At 48.7% G+C, this 16,187-nt stretch carries 13 protein-coding genes; 6 read left to right on the top strand and 7 right to left on the bottom strand.

Annotation, left to right across the window (positions count from 1 at the left end; all coding sequences use genetic code 11):
• Positions 1–49: 49 nt before the first annotated feature.
• From C7R94_RS06290 to lplT, 4 genes are all read left to right on the top strand, one after another.
• The gene (locus tag C7R94_RS06290; protein ID WP_106779171.1) at positions 50–1,429 is read left to right on the top strand and encodes a HAMP domain-containing sensor histidine kinase; all 1,380 of its coding nucleotides are present in this window, start codon (positions 50–52) and stop codon (positions 1,427–1,429) included.
• 19 nt (positions 1,430–1,448) lie between these two features.
• The gene (locus tag C7R94_RS06285; protein ID WP_106779169.1) at positions 1,449–2,087 is read left to right on the top strand and encodes a response regulator; all 639 of its coding nucleotides are present in this window, start codon (positions 1,449–1,451) and stop codon (positions 2,085–2,087) included.
• 108 nt (positions 2,088–2,195) lie between these two features.
• Positions 2,196–4,304: an AMP-binding protein gene (locus C7R94_RS06280; RefSeq protein ID WP_106779166.1), complete on the top strand. Its 2,109-nt coding sequence runs from the start codon at positions 2,196–2,198 to the stop codon at positions 4,302–4,304.
• 1 nt (position 4,305) lies between these two features.
• A complete protein-coding gene (gene lplT, locus C7R94_RS06275) occupies positions 4,306–5,496 on the top strand; it encodes a lysophospholipid transporter LplT (RefSeq protein ID WP_106779163.1) in 1,191 nt (396 codons plus the stop codon).
• Positions 5,497–5,559: 63 nt separating this feature from the next.
• On the opposite strand, the gene C7R94_RS06270 is transcribed toward lplT, so the two are convergent.
• A complete protein-coding gene (locus C7R94_RS06270; protein WP_369834986.1) occupies positions 5,560–7,503 on the bottom strand; it encodes a bifunctional metallophosphatase/5'-nucleotidase in 1,944 nt (647 codons plus the stop codon).
• A 199-nt stretch (positions 7,504–7,702) separates the two neighbouring features.
• Positions 7,703–9,478, bottom strand: a complete 1,776-nt coding sequence (recQ, locus tag C7R94_RS06265; RefSeq protein ID WP_106779157.1) for a DNA helicase RecQ — start codon at positions 9,476–9,478, stop codon at positions 7,703–7,705.
• Positions 9,479–9,568: 90 nt separating this feature from the next.
• Between recQ and C7R94_RS06260 the strand changes: the two genes are divergently transcribed.
• Positions 9,569–9,760: a hypothetical protein gene (locus tag C7R94_RS06260; RefSeq protein ID WP_106779155.1), complete on the top strand. Its 192-nt coding sequence runs from the start codon at positions 9,569–9,571 to the stop codon at positions 9,758–9,760.
• Positions 9,761–9,872: 112 nt separating this feature from the next.
• On the opposite strand, the gene C7R94_RS06255 is transcribed toward C7R94_RS06260, so the two are convergent.
• The 3 genes from C7R94_RS06255 to C7R94_RS06245 all read right to left on the bottom strand — a co-directional run bounded on the left by C7R94_RS06255 (position 9,873) and on the right by C7R94_RS06245 (position 12,375).
• A complete protein-coding gene (locus tag C7R94_RS06255; protein WP_047070048.1) occupies positions 9,873–10,418 on the bottom strand; it encodes a VanZ family protein in 546 nt (181 codons plus the stop codon).
• A gap of 168 nt (positions 10,419–10,586) precedes the next feature.
• Positions 10,587–11,696 (bottom strand): sensor histidine kinase, encoded by a 1,110-nt coding sequence (locus tag C7R94_RS06250; RefSeq protein WP_106779152.1) that lies wholly within the window; start codon positions 11,694–11,696, stop codon positions 10,587–10,589.
• Entirely contained in the window at positions 11,686–12,375 is a 690-nt protein-coding gene (locus C7R94_RS06245; protein ID WP_206767788.1) for a response regulator transcription factor, read from the bottom strand. Before C7R94_RS06245 ends, C7R94_RS06250 begins: the two co-directional genes overlap by 11 nt.
• 165 nt (positions 12,376–12,540) lie before the next feature.
• On the opposite strand from C7R94_RS06245, the gene C7R94_RS06240 reads away from it, so the two are divergent.
• A complete protein-coding gene (locus tag C7R94_RS06240; RefSeq protein ID WP_106779146.1) occupies positions 12,541–13,308 on the top strand; it encodes an SDR family oxidoreductase in 768 nt (255 codons plus the stop codon).
• Positions 13,309–13,369: 61 nt separating this feature from the next.
• Here C7R94_RS06240 and fumC read toward each other — a convergent pair whose 3' ends face one another.
• A complete protein-coding gene (gene fumC, locus C7R94_RS06235; protein WP_106779143.1) occupies positions 13,370–14,758 on the bottom strand; it encodes a class II fumarate hydratase in 1,389 nt (462 codons plus the stop codon).
• Positions 14,759–15,359: 601 nt separating this feature from the next.
• Positions 15,360–16,055, bottom strand: a complete 696-nt coding sequence (locus tag C7R94_RS06220; RefSeq protein ID WP_047070055.1) for an MgtC/SapB family protein — start codon at positions 16,053–16,055, stop codon at positions 15,360–15,362.
• Positions 16,056–16,187: the final 132 nt, after the last annotated feature.

Raw genomic sequence — 16,187 nt, 5'->3', positions numbered from 1 at the left:
GGTGTACGATATAATAGATGAATAATGATTGACAGGAGATAGCAAATCCATGATGGTTTTCATCTTGTTTACCATATGGGCATTAGGTCTGTTCGTACTGTTCACAGACCCGAAACGAACATCGATCCGCTGGGCTTGTGCGACAGCCTTTGTTGGGGCTGGGGGCTTTATCTCAGGCGTGATTGACGAAACGATCATGCCCCATTTTGCAGATTACCTGGCCGCAAAGCCCGGGACCACGAACACCTTGATATTGGCAAGCCGCATCTCTTCTTTTATTTGCCAAGCGGGTTTGCCCTACACGTTTCTCATGTTTGCCGTACACTCAGCTGAATTTTTGTCTCGCAGGGTAAAGCTGACGATACAATACGCTGCTCTTCTCATGCCGCTTGGGATGCTTTGGATTACACCCGTTTATCCCGCGTTGCTTTTTAACTACTGGATTATGGTGGCATGGGTGATTCCGTTTTTTCTGTTCTCCTGTACGCTGCTTGTCGTGCAGTACATGCGGGAAAAAGATCCACTCGTGAAAAAAAACAGCTTTTTCACGAACGTACTCATCATCGTTCCATTGTTTTTTGTCTTTATTTTCATCTACATCATGCGTATCCAGAACGATTACGAGGCTTGGCGCTACAACATGCTCGTAGTCACGATCCAGTTTATCCTGATCGTTGCCATCAGTCTGAAATACGGCTTCCTCGGCGTCCGTCTCCGCGTAGAAAAAAGGCGTCTGGACAGTACCTTGCGCGCCTTGACTTCCGGTGCGCAAATCATTAACCACACGATCAAAAATGAAGCAGGCAAAATCTCGCTGTATGCCAACCGTATCGAGACATACGCGGATGAAACCAACCAGCCTTCGTTAAAAGAAGACGCGCTTGTCCTGATGCAATCCTCGCAGCATATGCTGGACATGATGAATCGGATTCAAAACCAGCTGCGGGATGTCGAGCTGCGCGAAGAACCATGCGACCCCGGTCAAATCATCGGGCAAGTCACACAAAATTTGACGCCCTATATCCTGAAACAACAGGTAGAAGTCGTTACTGAATTGGACGAAACACTTCGCTTGTATGGCGATGGCGTACAGCTGCGCGAAGTCATCACCAACTTGTGCATGAATGCGCTGGAAGCCATGAAGTCGGGCGGCAAGCTCCATCTTCAGCTATTTTTGTCCCACAAGCATCTCATCATCACTGTCGCGGACACAGGCACAGGCATCACAAAAGAGAACCTGCCTCACGTGCTCGATCCTTTTTTCTCGACAAAAAGGACAGGGCAAAACTTTGGTCTTGGGCTCTCCTACTGCTACAATGTCATGCAAAAGCATCAGGGCCAGCTGGAAATCTACAGTGAGCAAGGCAAAGGAACCACCGTTTTCCTGTTCTTCCCGAAAAAGCGCGTCATCACAACCGACTCTGAATAGCGAAAGGACGCACACACACATGAATCCAATCAGGGTATTTTTAGTAGAGGACGATCCAGTCTGGCGCAAAGGTCTCATTGACTTCCTGAACAAAGAACCGGATCTCACTGTAGTAGGGGAAGCCGGGTTCAAAGCAGAAGCAATCGAGCGCTTTTTGCCTTCCAAAGCGGATGTCGTCTTAATGGACATTAATTTGACCGAGAACAATTTGGACGGAATCGAGACAGCAATCGAATTCATGGCACTCCGAGCTGACAGTAAAATCATCATGCTCACCTCTCTGACAGACGAGGCAGTGATCGTGGAATCCTTCTCGGCGGGTGCCGTCAATTACATCAGCAAATCGAGCTTCAAGGAAATTCCCGACGCCATCCGTGCTGCTCACAACAGCCAATCTGCCATTCATCCTACGGCAGCTGCGGCACTGCGCAACGAATTTTTGCGTTTGAAAAACGATGAAAATCAAAAGCTGTTATCTCCCGCAGAAAGAGACATCCTACAACTAATCCACCAAGGTCATACGCAGACGCAGATTGAACAATCTCTCCACATCACGAAGCGTACGATCAAAAATCACATCAACCGAATCCTCAAAAAAATGGGCGTCAAAACTAGCAAGGAAGCGGCCGCAAAAGCCAGCCAGAAAAAGCTATTCTAGGTCTTATTACCAGGTACCAATAAATGTTGGTACTTTTTTTACATGCTCCACTCCTTACAATAAAAGCTATAGAACAACGCAATCATTCTTTGTAAAGGTGTGGTCCACATGGCCCTTATTTATTCTTTCTTAAAAACGATCCTGATGCTGTGGTTTCGTCCTCGTGTGCTTGGACTCTCCAAAATCGACTTGTCGAAGCCATCTCTTATCACTCCCAATCACGTCTCCTTGCTAGATGCGGTACTCCTATCCTTTTGCTTGCCAAAAGAAGCGACCTTTGTCGTCAACACGGAGATCGCCAAGCGGTTTGCGTTTTTCCTCCGCTTCCGCAAGCATATCGCGATCGATCCGCTCAACCCGTACTCCATCCGCCACATGCTCCGCGTCCTTCGCAACGGGCAGACGCTGGTGATTTTCCCAGAGGGTCGGATCACGACGACGGGCGGCATCATGAAAATCTACAGCGGTGTCGGCTATCTCGCGCTGCGAACTGGTGTAACGGTTTACCCAATCATTATTAATGGCCTGGAACGCTCGATCTTCTCGTATTTGAAAGGAAAGCTGAAGCTATCCTGGTTCCCTGATGTGACCATGACAGTAGGCACTCCGTTCACCATCGAGCGCGATCAAAACCTGTCGATGCGCGAACAAAAAAGCACGGCCAATGATCGTATTCTGCGTATTCTCCAAGAAGGCTTGTTCGAGAGTCGAATGAAGCAAAACGTGAATCTGTTTGATGAAGTTCTCGAAGCAGCTCGCCTGAATGGTGCAAAAATGGAAATCGCCAAGGACCTGACGTCATCAATCGACTACAAGACCTTGTTAATCGGCAGCTACTTACTCGGTAACAAATTGCAGCCAATGCTCTTGGGAAAACCGGTTGTCGGTGTATTCCTTCCCAATTCAGTAGGTCATCTCGTAACGCTGCTATCGTTGTTCCGTATCGGGACCACTCCAGCCATCCTGAACTTCTCACTCGGGATTCGTTCCCTGCTGGATTGCTGTGAAACTGCCCATATCGATACGATCCTGACATCACGTGTATTCATTGAAAAAGGAAAGCTGGAGCACATCATCGCAGGTCTTTCACCGAGCATGAAAATTATTTATCTCGAGGATTTGAAAGCATCTGCGACTGCTTTTGACAAAGTGTCCGCACTCTTCTCTTATTTGCGGAAGAAAAAAGCTTCTGCGGCTAGCAACGAGCTGATTCTCTTCACCTCCGGCAGTGAGAGCAAGCCAAAGGGTGTCATCCTGACGCACACGAATCTGTACGCGAATATTCAACAAGTGACCAGTGTGATTGACATTACGAGTCGTGACAAGTTTTTCAATGCCCTGCCTATGTTCCACAGCTTCGGCCTTACTGCGGGAACACTTTTACCGGTAGTGAAAGGCATCCCGGTTTATCTGTATCCAAGTCCGCTGCATTACAAGGCCATTTCGGAATTGGTCTACGATCAAAACGCAACGATTCTCTTCGGAACCTCGACCTTTATGGCTGGTTACGGGCGTATGGCCCATCCTTACAACTTCTACACCTTGCGCTACGTATTTGCAGGAGCAGAAAAGCTAAAGGACGATGTGCGCAAGCTGTGGATGGAAAAGTTCGGTGTGCGGATTTTTGAAGGCTATGGAGCAACGGAAACGGCTCCGATCCTGTCGCTCAACACCCCGCTGGCTAACAAACCGGGAACCGTCGGGCGCTTGATGCCAGGGATGTCCGCCAAGCTGGAACCAGTTGAAGGAATCGATGCTGGCGGGGAGCTTTTGGTGAAGGGTCCGAACGTCATGAAGGGCTATATGATTCACGGAAAAGGCTTTGTCCCCGCTGAGGAATGGTACCACACAGGTGATTTGGTTACGGCTGACAAGGATGGCTTTCTCAGCATTCAATCCCGCTTGAAGCGCTTCGCAAAAATCGGCGGCGAGATGGTTTCGCTCAATCTGGTTGAGGAACTTGCTATGCAATGCTTTGGACACTCCGGTTTTGCTGCGATCACAGTGAATGATGCGCGAAAAGGTGAGCGTGTGCTGCTATTTACCACAGATGAATCGGTTCAGCTGAGCCAATTGCGCGCGTATTTGACGGAAAAACAATACTCGCCACTGCTCATCCCAGGTACGATGCAAATCATTAAGGCTCTACCACTTCTCGGTAGCGGCAAAACGGATTACGTCAGTCTGAAACAGCTGGCCGAAACGGGAGGAAAATGATGTGAACATACGATTAAAACCACTACAAGCCCTGTACTTCACTCAATTTTTATCGGCCTTTGCCGACAACATGATTTTGTTTGTCATCGCGAATCTGCTGCGGGAGAACGGTTTTTCTCCCGCGATGCTCGCACTCGTATCGATTTCATTCTTTCTCCCTTATGTTTTCCTCGCCCCACTGGTTGGGCCCTTTGCCGACAAGCACGCCAAGTCAATCGTACTGGTGATCGGCAACCTGATTAAAGCGCTTGGTGTCGTCTTACTGTTTTTCATTGACCAGTCGAGCATCATGATGCTGATGTTGTGTTACTTCACAGTAGGAGTCGGAGCAGTCGTGTATTCTCCAGCCAAGTACGGAATTCTCCCGGAGCTGACTCGAAATGAAGATGAACTGTTTCATGCGAATGCACGCATCGAAGCCTATACAATCTTTGCGATTTTGATGGGGATCGGTGGCGGTGGAGCCATCGCGAACATGACAGCGCCGCTTATCTCGTCAGGAATTTGTCTGCTGATCTATCTGCTGTCGCTTGGTATGACTTTCTTCATTCCGCGCATGAGAGGGAATGCATCGATTCGCTATGGGGCAGAAGCACGACGCTTTTTCATCGACTTCCAGCACCTGATGAATCGTCCGGAAACAAGCTTTGCCCTGATTGGAACCGGAGCATTCTGGATGTCCTCAGCTGTCCTGCGCGTGGCCGTTCTCGCCTGGATTCCCCTGGCGCTAGGGATTAACCCGGAGAGCTTCTCTGTATCGCTGATTCTCGCAACGACATCCATCGGAATTATTGCCGGAGCTTTTCTCGCTCCGAAGCTCATTCCTTTGACTCATTTCACTCGATCGCTGACATATGGATTCGGAATGTTTCTTATCATCGTGCTATTTCCTTGGGTGAACATCACCTTTATTGCCATCTGTTTACTGCTTCTCCTCGGATTCATGGGCGGGGTTTTCATTATCCCGATGAATACCGTCTTGCAGGACGAAGGTAAGCGGATGGTTGGTTCCGGGAAAACGATTGCGATTCAGAATTTCATCGAGAATCTGCTGATGGCAGTAGGCTCCGGTATTTACTACTTGATTACCTATATCGGCATCTCCATCTCCGGTGCGATTGTTGGTCAAGGGCTGCTGTTGCTTGGATTCCTGTTGTACTTGGTGAAGTATCGCAGAAGAATCGTTCGTTGACAGGTTTTCGTCACAGAAAAAGCCGTAACCACTGGCGTCACGGCTTTCTTGCGTTCATCTCTGTTATTTCTTTTGCTGCGTATTGGTTGGGGGTGTACCCGATTTCTCCGCAGCCTTTCTCGCTTCGTTCAGTTGATGATAAAATTCGCCTTTGGTTTTGACGGTCGAAAACTTCGCTGCATTAATTTTTGCTTTTGCAGACAGCTCGGCGATTTCTTCTTTGGTTACCGCGTCCTTGATGTTGATGGAAGCGATATTGGTGTATTTGCCATCCGCCGTTTTTGGAACGCTCAGAATGCCTGCATTGATCAGCTCTACTACGTCCTTGCGTTCAGGTGAAGTGGTGTCCACACCAGTAATCTTCCAGTTGTTTTGTACCTTTGGCTCGTAAACGCCTTTTTTCACTTCTTTCAGGTATGCAATAGCACGATTACGGATCGTTCCACCCGTTTCACCAAACGCACTGTTGTCTTTGGAAGACCACAGCTGTTCGAACTTGCGTCCTTCCAACGCGCCACCTTTTGCCTGCAAAGCTTCCATCCGGTATGAGTTCATTCCGAGCTTCAAGGTATCTTCAGCCTTGATCGGTGTCTCATCGAGCTTGCGCAGGTTCGTGATGCGGCTGCCGTACGGCTTGGTCAGGTCGATTTCGTATTTCACGCCACCGAAGAAATCGTTGGTGCTGTATTTGGAAGAGCGGCGTTTTGGATCAAAGCTTACGGTCACGTCACCAGGGCGCGTGGAATTGAAGTAACCCACAGCCCATTCCATATAGTCCTTCAAGTCTTTTCCAGTTACTTTGTATACAGTAATCTCGCCACCCGCGTATTGGTAGTTGTAGGCGATATCCTTTTTCTTGATCGGACCGACATCCAGCTTGGCTTTGTCGTTGTCGATCTGGTGAGCAACCACGTCTGCTTTGCTATAGTAGAGCATCACTTCATGGAAAAAGTCAGACAGTGGCGTCTCCTGAATTTGGACCGTCGGGATGCCCTCGATCTCGTTTTTTGCCACCAGGTTCATGCCTTTTAGCTCTGCTACGACGATGTTGGCATCTGCACGCGCGAACTCATGGAAAGGCTTGAGCTTGGTCTCCAGCGCTGCATCGGATACCGCTGGTGTGCCATCTGCGCCTTTTACAGGGACCGCAGTCGCTTCCTTGTCAGTCAGCACGAGCTTGCCGTCTTTCTTCTCGAAAGTCAGGTCAATACGAGAGAGATGTGTACCGTATTTGTCCGGCTCTGTAATCAGGACACCGTTGATCTCTTCTTTTTTCACAAGCTTGTGCATGTGCCCGGCAAAAATCGCAGTCAGTTCTGGAACAGCGTTCGCGATATCTGCTACGCCCGTACCCGGAATACCGTTTTCATTCTCGATGCCCATGTGCATGAGACCGATCATGACGTCTACTTTGCCTTCCAGCTCTTTTACGGCTTTCTTAGTTTCTTCTACCGGATTTTTGATGACGAGTCCATCCAGATGATCGGTTCCTTTTTCGAAATCGGTAATCATCGGTGTGTTCATCCCAATGACGCCGATTTTTACACCGCCACGCTCAATGATCGTGTACGCAGGCAAGAAACGCTCGCCATTTTCCTTGTAAATGTTCCCTGCCAGAACAGCGCCTTTATATTGGCTGCTGACCTTGTCCAATACATCGAGTCCAAAATTAAATTCATGATTGCCAAAAGCCCATGCGTCATAGTTCATTTCGTTCATCGCGACCATGACGGGAGACTGCGGTTGGTCGTTGAACAGCTCTGCCGAGTTGTCTTGGATGGAATCGCCTGCGTCCAGCAACACGGTGTTCGGATTTTCTTTGCGAATTTCTTTAATCATCGTGAACAACTGCGTCATGCTGCCATTTGGATTCGGGCCATCCAAAGCATAATCCCACGGCATGAATCGTCCGTGAATATCAGACGTACCCAGCAGGGTAATCTTGGTAGGTGTTTCTGCGGCCTTTACTGGTGCGGCGATCCCCATCATCGCACTGCCTAGCACCATGGATGTAAGTGCTACACTTAATAAGCCCTTCGCTAGTTTTTTCATGTTTTCCCCTCTGTCTCTCTTAAATCTGTCAATGCCCCTCGATGGTCTTGCTCTAATTGTCCTCCTGTTCTATTTTGTATGAAAATTCTGGGTGCTATTTAACTATAGCAGGCATATGAAAGGAAAAATAGCAAAAAAAGCCGTGACGTACATGTCACGACTTGATCGCTGCATAGTTCTGCAAACACTCCAGAAAGAGTTCTCCGTACTTCTCAAATTTCGCCTCGCCTACTCCTTTGATCTTGAGCATGGCTTGTTTGTCAGTCGGGCAAACACTGCTCATTTCCTTCAAGGTACTATCTGGGAAAATCACGTACGGCGGTACTTTTTGGCGCGTCGAGATTTCCTTGCGCAACGCGCGCAGGTGCTCGAACAACTCGTCATCCTCTGTCAGCTGCACAGGACGAATTGAGATTTTTTGCACGACGCGCTCTTCGCCCCGCAGAACAGGCAATGCCCGCTCTCCCAGCTTTACGATTGGATATTGGCTCTCCGTTACTTGCAGATAGCCTTCGGCAATGAGGAGCTGGATCAGGTCTGCGATCTCTTTTTCCTTGTATTCCTTCATCAATCCGTACGTAGGCAACTGATCGAAGGAAAACTGGGTGACCTTTTTATTCTTGGAGCCTTTCAGTACCTGCGCGACGAGTGCGGCACCGAAGCGCTCTCTCATACGTTTGACGCAGGAGAAAATCTTCTGTGCTTCGAGCGTAATATCGGACAGCTCGGTCTCATCGGTGCAGTTCCCGCAGCGTCCGCACGCGACAGCATCTGTTTCGCCGAAGTATTGCACGATGTTTTGCTGCAAGCAGCGCGGCGTCCGGCAATAGTCGATCATCGCGTACAGCTTTTTGTACTCCAGCTCCTTGCGCTCGTCCAGCAGTTGATTCTGCTCGATGAAAAACGTTTGCGTCTGGATATCCTGGGGCTGAAACAGTAGAATACACTCACTTGGCTCTCCATCGCGTCCCGCACGGCCTGCTTCCTGATAATACGCCTCCAGGTTTTTCGGCATGTTGTAATGAATGACGTAGCGCACATTGGACTTGTCGATGCCCATGCCAAATGCGTTGGTCGCGATCATCGTCCGGACATCATCGTACAGGAATGCTTCCTGGTTGGCCGCACGTTCCTCTTCCGTCAGTCCTGCATGGTATTTGGTCACAGCAAAGCCACGCTTGTCCAAATCTGCATGCAAGGCGTCCACGTCCTTTCTCGTTGCCGCATAAATAATACCCGCCTGCTGCTTATTCGCCCGCAAGTACGCCTGGATGAATTCCCGACGGTTCTCCCCCTTGCGTACGGACAAGATGAGATTATCTCTGCCAAATCCTGTGATAAAAAGGCGCTCGTCCTTTAATTCCAGCTGTCGCTTGATGTCCTCGGTTACCTCCGGTGTCGCTGTCGCCGTCAAGGCAGCGACGATCGGGCGCTGTGGCAAGGATTGAAGAAAACGGGCAATTGCCAAATAGCTCGGGCGGAAATCATGCCCCCACTGCGAGACGCAATGCGCTTCGTCCACTGCCACAAACGAGATCGGAACATCCTGAATCAGGTTTTGGAACGTTTCGGATTCCAAACGCTCTGGGGCGATATACAGCAGCTTGTACTCTCCCCGCGCTGCCATACGGAGTCGATCGCGAACCTCGCTATAATCCAGTGAGCTGTTAATTTGGGTGGCGGGAATGCCCATGCTGACCAGTACGTCGACCTGATCCTTCATCAGTGAGATGAGGGGGGAGATCACGATGGTTACGCCGTCCTGGAGCATCGCTGGGACTTGATAACAGATGGATTTCCCACCGCCGGTTGGCATGATGCCTACGGTGTCATGTCCGGCTAACAGGCTCGTGATAATTTTCTTCTGGCCTTCTCGAAATGATTCGTAGCCAAAGTACTTTCGTAAAATCTCTTGCGCTTTATCTAACAAAGAGAATCACCTTCTCTTTCGACGGATTTTCAATGGGTTTCTATAAGTGTAAACATAGGCATTGGGACAAAACAAGGGGGACTTCTTTGGTTGGGTCAACATGGTGGAGGGGAAGAAAAAGCACAGTTCTCTTCGACTCTGACACGCCCGCAAGGGGGATTCACTGTCCGTCTACACTTCCAAAAGGGGACCGTCGAGCCAAAGCCACCCTACGGGCGGACGTTTCTCAAGGAAGAAGTGTTCGACAAGCGTGGTCCCCTTTTGGAAGTTCCGACTGGGTAGGCGTTGTCAAGGTCTGCGAGCCCTGTGCTTTTTCTTCTCGCCAGCTTTGTTGGTTGATCGAAACCTTTTTACTAAAAAATAAAAAGCACCATGTGGGTGCCTAATAAGTGGTCTATGAAGTTACCGAATAGATGAATCGTTTTTTCTGTAGAAGCCAAATGAACAAGTACACGATGTACCCGATTATCCCGCCCGCTGTATTCAGGAGCAAATCATCGACATCGAATGTTCCGACGTTCATTACGAGTTGTGTCAGTTCCACACCGAGGCTTAGCATTAGGGATAGCAGGATGACTCTGAACAGGGAGCCGGCTTTTTTTGGGAACAACAGCGGCAGCAGGAAGCCTAATGGCATGAAGGCGATCACGTTGCCTACGAAGTTCACTGCACTGTGCCAGCTTTGGTTATTTCGAATCGCTTTGATATAGTTCTCGATTTCATGAAAGGGCACCAAATTGCTCCGGTAGCGCAACCGCTCCACAATTACAGACGGATCGCTCCAAATGAGTTTACACTGATCCAATAGCAAGCTGCTATCCAAACTGCCGAATTTGAGCAGCAGTACCTTCACTACGAGAAACAAATAAAGGGCAAACACTGCATAACCTGCAAGAATAAGCAGTTCTGTCGGTCTCTCCACTTTTTGCACGTTATCCATTGTCAAACCCTCTCTCCATCAGTTTTTTGTCTCTGTAAAACAATTGGCAGCTTCCTCAGCGTCCATCACGACGGAAATGAGCCGCTTGTCATAACCTTCATGCAGTCAGGATAGACCTTTCAATTAAAATTAACGGAAACGAAAGGTAAAGAAAAAGTAAAGCTTTTCTCAAATGCTTGAGATTGTACGTGGCAGCCAAACGGTAAAGGTCGTCCATTCGTTTGTGCTTTCAACGGATATGCTTCCTTGGTGCAGATCGATGATGCTTTTGGCGATAGCGAGTCCGAGACCCGAGCCGCCTGTTTCTTTCGAACGTGAGGCCTCCACCCGAAAAAAGCGTTCAAACAGGCTTGGCACATATTCAGCCGGGATCGGCGCTCCGTTATTGGCGACAGAAATCGCGACACCTTCTCCTTGCTCGAAGACGCGAATGATGATTTCCGTACCATCGCGTCCGTATTTCACAGCGTTGGAAATAAGGTTTTCCAGAACGCGAACGAGCTTGTCAGTATCTCCTGCCATTTCTATTTTTTGATCGGGTGTGTCTACGATTAAACGCAGCCCTGCCTCACTCGCCACGAGTCGAAAGCCGACCGATACTTGCTCAACCAGCTCTACCAAGTCAAACTGCGTTCGCTTCAAATACGCCCCGCGATTGCGGACCTTCGTGTACTCAAACAAATCATTGACGAGCACGTTCATCTGTTTGGCCTTCTCATAGGCGATATGGGCGTAGTGCTTGAACTTCTCCTCGTCCTGGTGTTTGTTCTGCTCAATCAGCCCAAGGTAGCCAATGATGGAAGTCAACGGCGTTCGCAGATCGTGGGAAACGTTGGTGATCAGTTCATCCTTCGATTGTTCCAGCCGCCGCTCCTCCTCCATCGCATCCAAGGTGCTTTTGACCAGAGCATGGATGCTATCGACGACTTGGCCCAAGCTGCCGTTTGGACGAATGGAAATCTGATGATGATAGTTGCCTTTTGCAATGAAATGCAGCTCGTTTATGATTTGTTCCATCTGCCTTTGTTCCAGGTACTTGCGAATACGAACCACCGACCACGCCGCAAACATGCCGGTTGCCAACAAAATTATTGGGATTTTAAAGGAGTTGATATCGAAATTGACCCGCAACTTCCAGATGAACTCTCTAATTTCCGGAATGGTGTACAAATAGTTGTTGGCAAAAAAATCAGCCATTTGAAAAACAGCGTAGATGATCATGAGGCCAAGCAGCAAATCGAAAAGGATGCGGATAAAATCCTTGGCTCTAAGCTTCAATTTTATAGCCGACCCCCCAGACCGTCTGTATCACCTTCTCGCCATTGGTCGCCTTCTCCAGTTTTTCCCGCAGGTTGCTGATGTGAACCATTACCGTCTTGTAGGAAACGAAATTCTCCATTTTCCAGCAGCGGTCAAAAATTTCCTCCGAGCTGAATACCCGATTCGGATGACTTGCCAGAAGATGCAGGACGGAAAATTCCAATGCCGTCAGCTTGATCGGGGTGCCTTCTTTTGTCTGAACGAAGTGACTTTGCTTGTCAATAATTAATGGTCCCGCCTCAATCACATGATCCTGTTTGCTTGCCTGCGTGTAGTTCGCCCGTCGCAGGAGAGACTTGACCCGCGCAATCACTTCCAGCGGATTAAACGGCTTCGCCACGTAATCATCTGCACCCGTCATCAAGCCCAGGATTTTGTCCATATCATTCGTTTTGGCACTCGCCATCAGGATGGGGATGGTCGAGTTTTTTCGTATACGCTTGGTTACTTCCAGCCCATCCAGATTGGGCATCATGACATCCAGAATGACGAGATCGATGGGCTTCAGCTCGAGCTTCTCCATCGCTTCCAAACCGTCAAAAGCCTTTTCAATCTCATACCCTTCGTTGCTCAAATATATCGCCATCAGCTCTACAATCTCTTTGTCGTCATCTACAATCAAAATCCTCACGGACAAACACCTCCGAACTCATGCGTAGTAGATATAGATAGGATCACTATAACAAGAATTGTTAAAGAAAAGGTAAAGCAAGTAAGACCAACCGAGTAAATGAGAGAGCAATATTTCAAACATCCCCTTGTGTTATAACTAACTTGAATTTCAATCAAGGGAGATGAAACCATGAGTAATTTGAAAGGGAAAATTGCATTGGTAACCGGAGCAAGTCGTGGGATTGGCCGTGGGATCGCATTACGTCTGGCGCAGGATGGCGCATTGGTCGTCGTGCACTATGGAAGAAGACAGGAAGAAGCGGAAGCAGTCGTACGTGAGATTGAACGAGCTGGAGGCCAAGCATTCGCAATCGGTACGGACTTGCGGACTCTTGACGGCATTCGTGATTTCTATGAGACATTGGACGAAGCATTGCAGAAACGTACAGGAGATCATCATTTTGACATTCTCGTCAATAACGCTGGGATCGGACAAATCTTAACGTTGGAAGAGGCTACCGAAGAATCGTTTGACGAGGTTATGAACATCAATGTCAAAGCACCGTTTTTTATAATCCAACAAGCTTTGCCACGCTTAAGAGAGGAAGGCCGTATCATCAATCTCTCATCCTTCGTGACTCGTGCAGCTTCCCCAAGTGTGTTCACTTACAGCATATCAAAGGGGGCTGTAAACACAATGACGCTAGCTCTGGCTAAACAACTGGGAAGCCGTCAAATTACGGTAAACGCGATCCTGCCGGGAATTATTAACACCGAGATGAATGCTGGCACGTTGCAAAATAATCCGGATGGACAAAAGTATGCAGCTGGACTTTCCACCTTCAACAGATGGGGAGAGCCTGATGATGTAGCGGATATTGCCTCCTTTCTCGCTTCCTCGGACAGCCGCTGGGTAACTGGTCAATTGATTGATGCAAGTGGCGGTTCGCATCTGTAATGGCTCAAAAAATAACCGATGGCCACAAAATACGGGACCATCGGTTTTGTTTATGAAGATCCTATTCTTTTGGATGAATCATTTGTTCAGGGCGCACGACTTGATCGAATTGCTCTTCGGTCAGCAAATTGCTCTTGATCGCCGCTTCCTTGAGGGTAATGCCTTCTTTGTGAGCCAGCTTCGCAACTGCTGCCGCATTTTCATAGCCAATATGCGGGTTCAGCGCCGTCACCAGCATCAGCGAGTTGTTCAGGTTTTCCTTGATCACTGTCAAATCAGGCTCGATACCTACTGCGCAATTGTCGTTGAAGGACTTCATCGCGTCTGCCAACAATCTTGCGGATTGGAGGAAATTGTAGATGATGACTGGTTTAAAGACATTCAGCTCGAAGTTCCCCTGGCTAGCAGCAAAGCCAATCGCAGCATCGTTGCCCATCACTTGGCATACGACCATCGTCATCGCTTCGCTTTGGGTCGGATTCACCTTCCCTGGCATGATGGAGCTGCCTGGCTCGTTCGCTGGAATGACAAGTTCACCGATTCCGCAACGCGGGCCGCTCGCCAGCCATCTCACGTCATTGGCGATTTTCATGAGATCCGCCGCCAGTGCTTTGAGGGCACCATGTACATGAACGAGCTCGTCATGGCTGGTCAGCGCGTGGAACTTGTTTTCTGCCGTCACGAATTGATGGTTGGTTTCCTTGCTGATTTCTGCCGCGACCATTTCACCGAAGCGCGGATGCGCATTGATTCCTGTTCCTACCGCTGTTCCGCCAATCGCCAGCTCACGCAGGTACTCGTTGCTCTCCTTGATCATCTTTTCCGATTTTTCCAGCATGCGTACCCAACCGCTGAATTCTTGGCCCAGCGTCAGCGGAGTCGCGTCCTGCAAATGCGTGCGACCGATTTTGATGATATCCATATAGGCTTCGCTTTTTTCTTTCAACGTTGCCTTTAACAGCTGGAGTGCAGGCAGTACTTGCTCCTCGATAGCAACCAATCCAGCCATGTGCATCGCTGTCGGGAATGTATCATTGGAGCTCTGCGATTTATTCACATCATCGTTGGCGTGGATGCGAGCCGAGCTGCCTTGCTTTTGCAGCAATTGGTTCGCGCGATGGGCAATGACTTCGTTGACGTTCATGTTGGATTGCGTGCCGCTGCCAGTTTGCCAGACAACGAGCGGGAAATGCTCATCCCATTTTCCTTGGATCACTTCATCTGCTGCCGCCACAATCGCTTCAGCCTTTTCATTATCGAGCTTGCCCAGCTTTTGATTCGCCAGCGCAGCGCTTTTTTTCAGGATGGCAAACATGCGAATCAGTGGAAGTGGCATTTTTTCTTCGCCGATCTCGAAGTTTTGGAAGCTGCGCTGTGTTTGCGCGCCCCACAGCTTATCCGCCGGAACCTTGATTTCTCCAATCGTGTCCTTTTCAATTCTGAATTCCATCTCGCATCCTCCTCGTTATCAAGCGTTTACTTATGTAAAAAAGGATAAAGCAGTTCTTCTTCACTAAAATGATAATGATTTTCATTCTTGTTATCAAGGGATGAAGTGTTTTTTCGGGAAAAACCAAAATTCTTCAAACGGTTGGGGTCGGGGGAAGCCCTGCCACATGTCTTCCAGTCGCCTGTATCCTCTCTTCGTTCGGGCGGTCTCCTTCCAGACATGTGACAGTGCTTTCGTACAGCTTATGTGTAGTAGGAGCTTTTACAACATTTTTGTAAGTAATTCAAGAGGGCTTCAAGAGTTCACGCTCAAAAATAAAAACAAAAAGCTACGTAGAAGAAGCGCATTTCCAGTCCAAGCGCCTCTGGAGCCCGACCCAGCGTAGGAAAAAATGGCGGGGAATTTCAGCTTCACTTATGGAATCCTTCTTCGAACCATCTACGTTTGAAGCGCTCCCGCCATTTTTTCCGAAGCGGACAGTCTTCACCCCTTGCGGGGCGGAGGTCGAAGCGTAGACTGGAAATGCGCTTCTTCCCTCACGACAGCAACTAAAAAAGACGAAAGCCAAATCTTAATGGCCTCCGTCTTCTAGTATTCCATATTATCTGCTTTCTACTTCTACCGAAATGACATGATCGACGGCCTTCAACAGGCTGTATATATCCGTCGTATACGTATTTTCGGATGCTGTAATCATCATTTCCAGCTTTTGCAGATTATTGTCCAAGTCTTTGACCTTCACCCGCTTCACTTGCAGTTCGAGGTGCTTAATCTGCTTGAACACCAAATCTAATTCGCCCCCGCCTTCGACCACAATCTTAATCGACAAATCTCTTTGTCTAAGCGATTCTGGACCAACTAAGCGAAGAATGATCGGGAACAAATTAATCGCCAAAATAATGAGGATCGTCGCGGTGACTGCCTCAAAATAAAAACCTGCTCCTACTGCAATCCCAAGTCCAGAAGCCGCCCAGACCATTGAGGCAGTGGTCAAACCCGAAATAACATCATTACTCCGACGAAGAATAACACCAGCCCCAAGGAAACCCACACCACTCACAATTTGAGCAGCCAAGCGCAGCGGGTCCATATTCGTGTGTCCGGGCAAGGAGAACCGATGCACGGATTCAATCGAGACAATCGTAATGAGACAGCTCGCAACCGAAATAACCATGCTGGTTTTTACACCCAGCGGCTTGTGCTTAAGCTGCCGATCCATACCAATCATCAGACCTAGAAATAGTGCAACTCCAAGTTTTAGCAAAAAATCATACGTTGTGAATACCGAGAGTGACATGAGTCTCTCCCCCCCATCCGCTTTGATGTCAGGTTATCTTCCATCACCTATGATAAGAAGTATATCTGGTCTTTCACCTAGTGTAAACGTGACTTTCATTCTTCATGCAAAAAGCGGAAAACCCCACATCAG

Origin of the sequence: Brevibacillus sp. NRRL NRS-603 (assembly GCF_003013445.1) — a bacterium.
Classification (GTDB): domain Bacteria; phylum Bacillota; class Bacilli; order Brevibacillales; family Brevibacillaceae; genus Brevibacillus; species Brevibacillus formosus.
Note: the sequence above shows the minus strand (reverse complement) of the source record. Positions and strands in the feature narration are given on the sequence as shown.

Bases quoted from the DNA above. Each gene is read 5' to 3' on its own strand.
- C7R94_RS06290 (WP_106779171.1), top strand. From the start codon at position 50: ATGATGGTTTTCATCTTGTTTACCATATGGGCATTAGGTCTGTTCGTA.
- C7R94_RS06285 (WP_106779169.1), top strand. From the start codon at position 1,449: ATGAATCCAATCAGGGTATTTTTAGTAGAGGACGATCCAGTCTGGCGC.
- C7R94_RS06280 (WP_106779166.1), top strand. From the start codon at position 2,196: ATGGCCCTTATTTATTCTTTCTTAAAAACGATCCTGATGCTGTGGTTT.
- C7R94_RS06270 (WP_369834986.1), bottom strand. From the start codon at position 7,503: ATGGTGCTAGGCAGTGCGATGATGGGGATCGCCGCACCAGTAAAGGCC.
- C7R94_RS06255 (WP_047070048.1), bottom strand. From the start codon at position 10,418: ATGGATAACGTGCAAAAAGTGGAGAGACCGACAGAACTGCTTATTCTT.
- C7R94_RS06240 (WP_106779146.1), top strand. From the start codon at position 12,541: ATGAGTAATTTGAAAGGGAAAATTGCATTGGTAACCGGAGCAAGTCGT.
- fumC (WP_106779143.1), bottom strand. From the start codon at position 14,758: ATGGAATTCAGAATTGAAAAGGACACGATTGGAGAAATCAAGGTTCCG.
- C7R94_RS06220 (WP_047070055.1), bottom strand. From the start codon at position 16,055: ATGTCACTCTCGGTATTCACAACGTATGATTTTTTGCTAAAACTTGGA.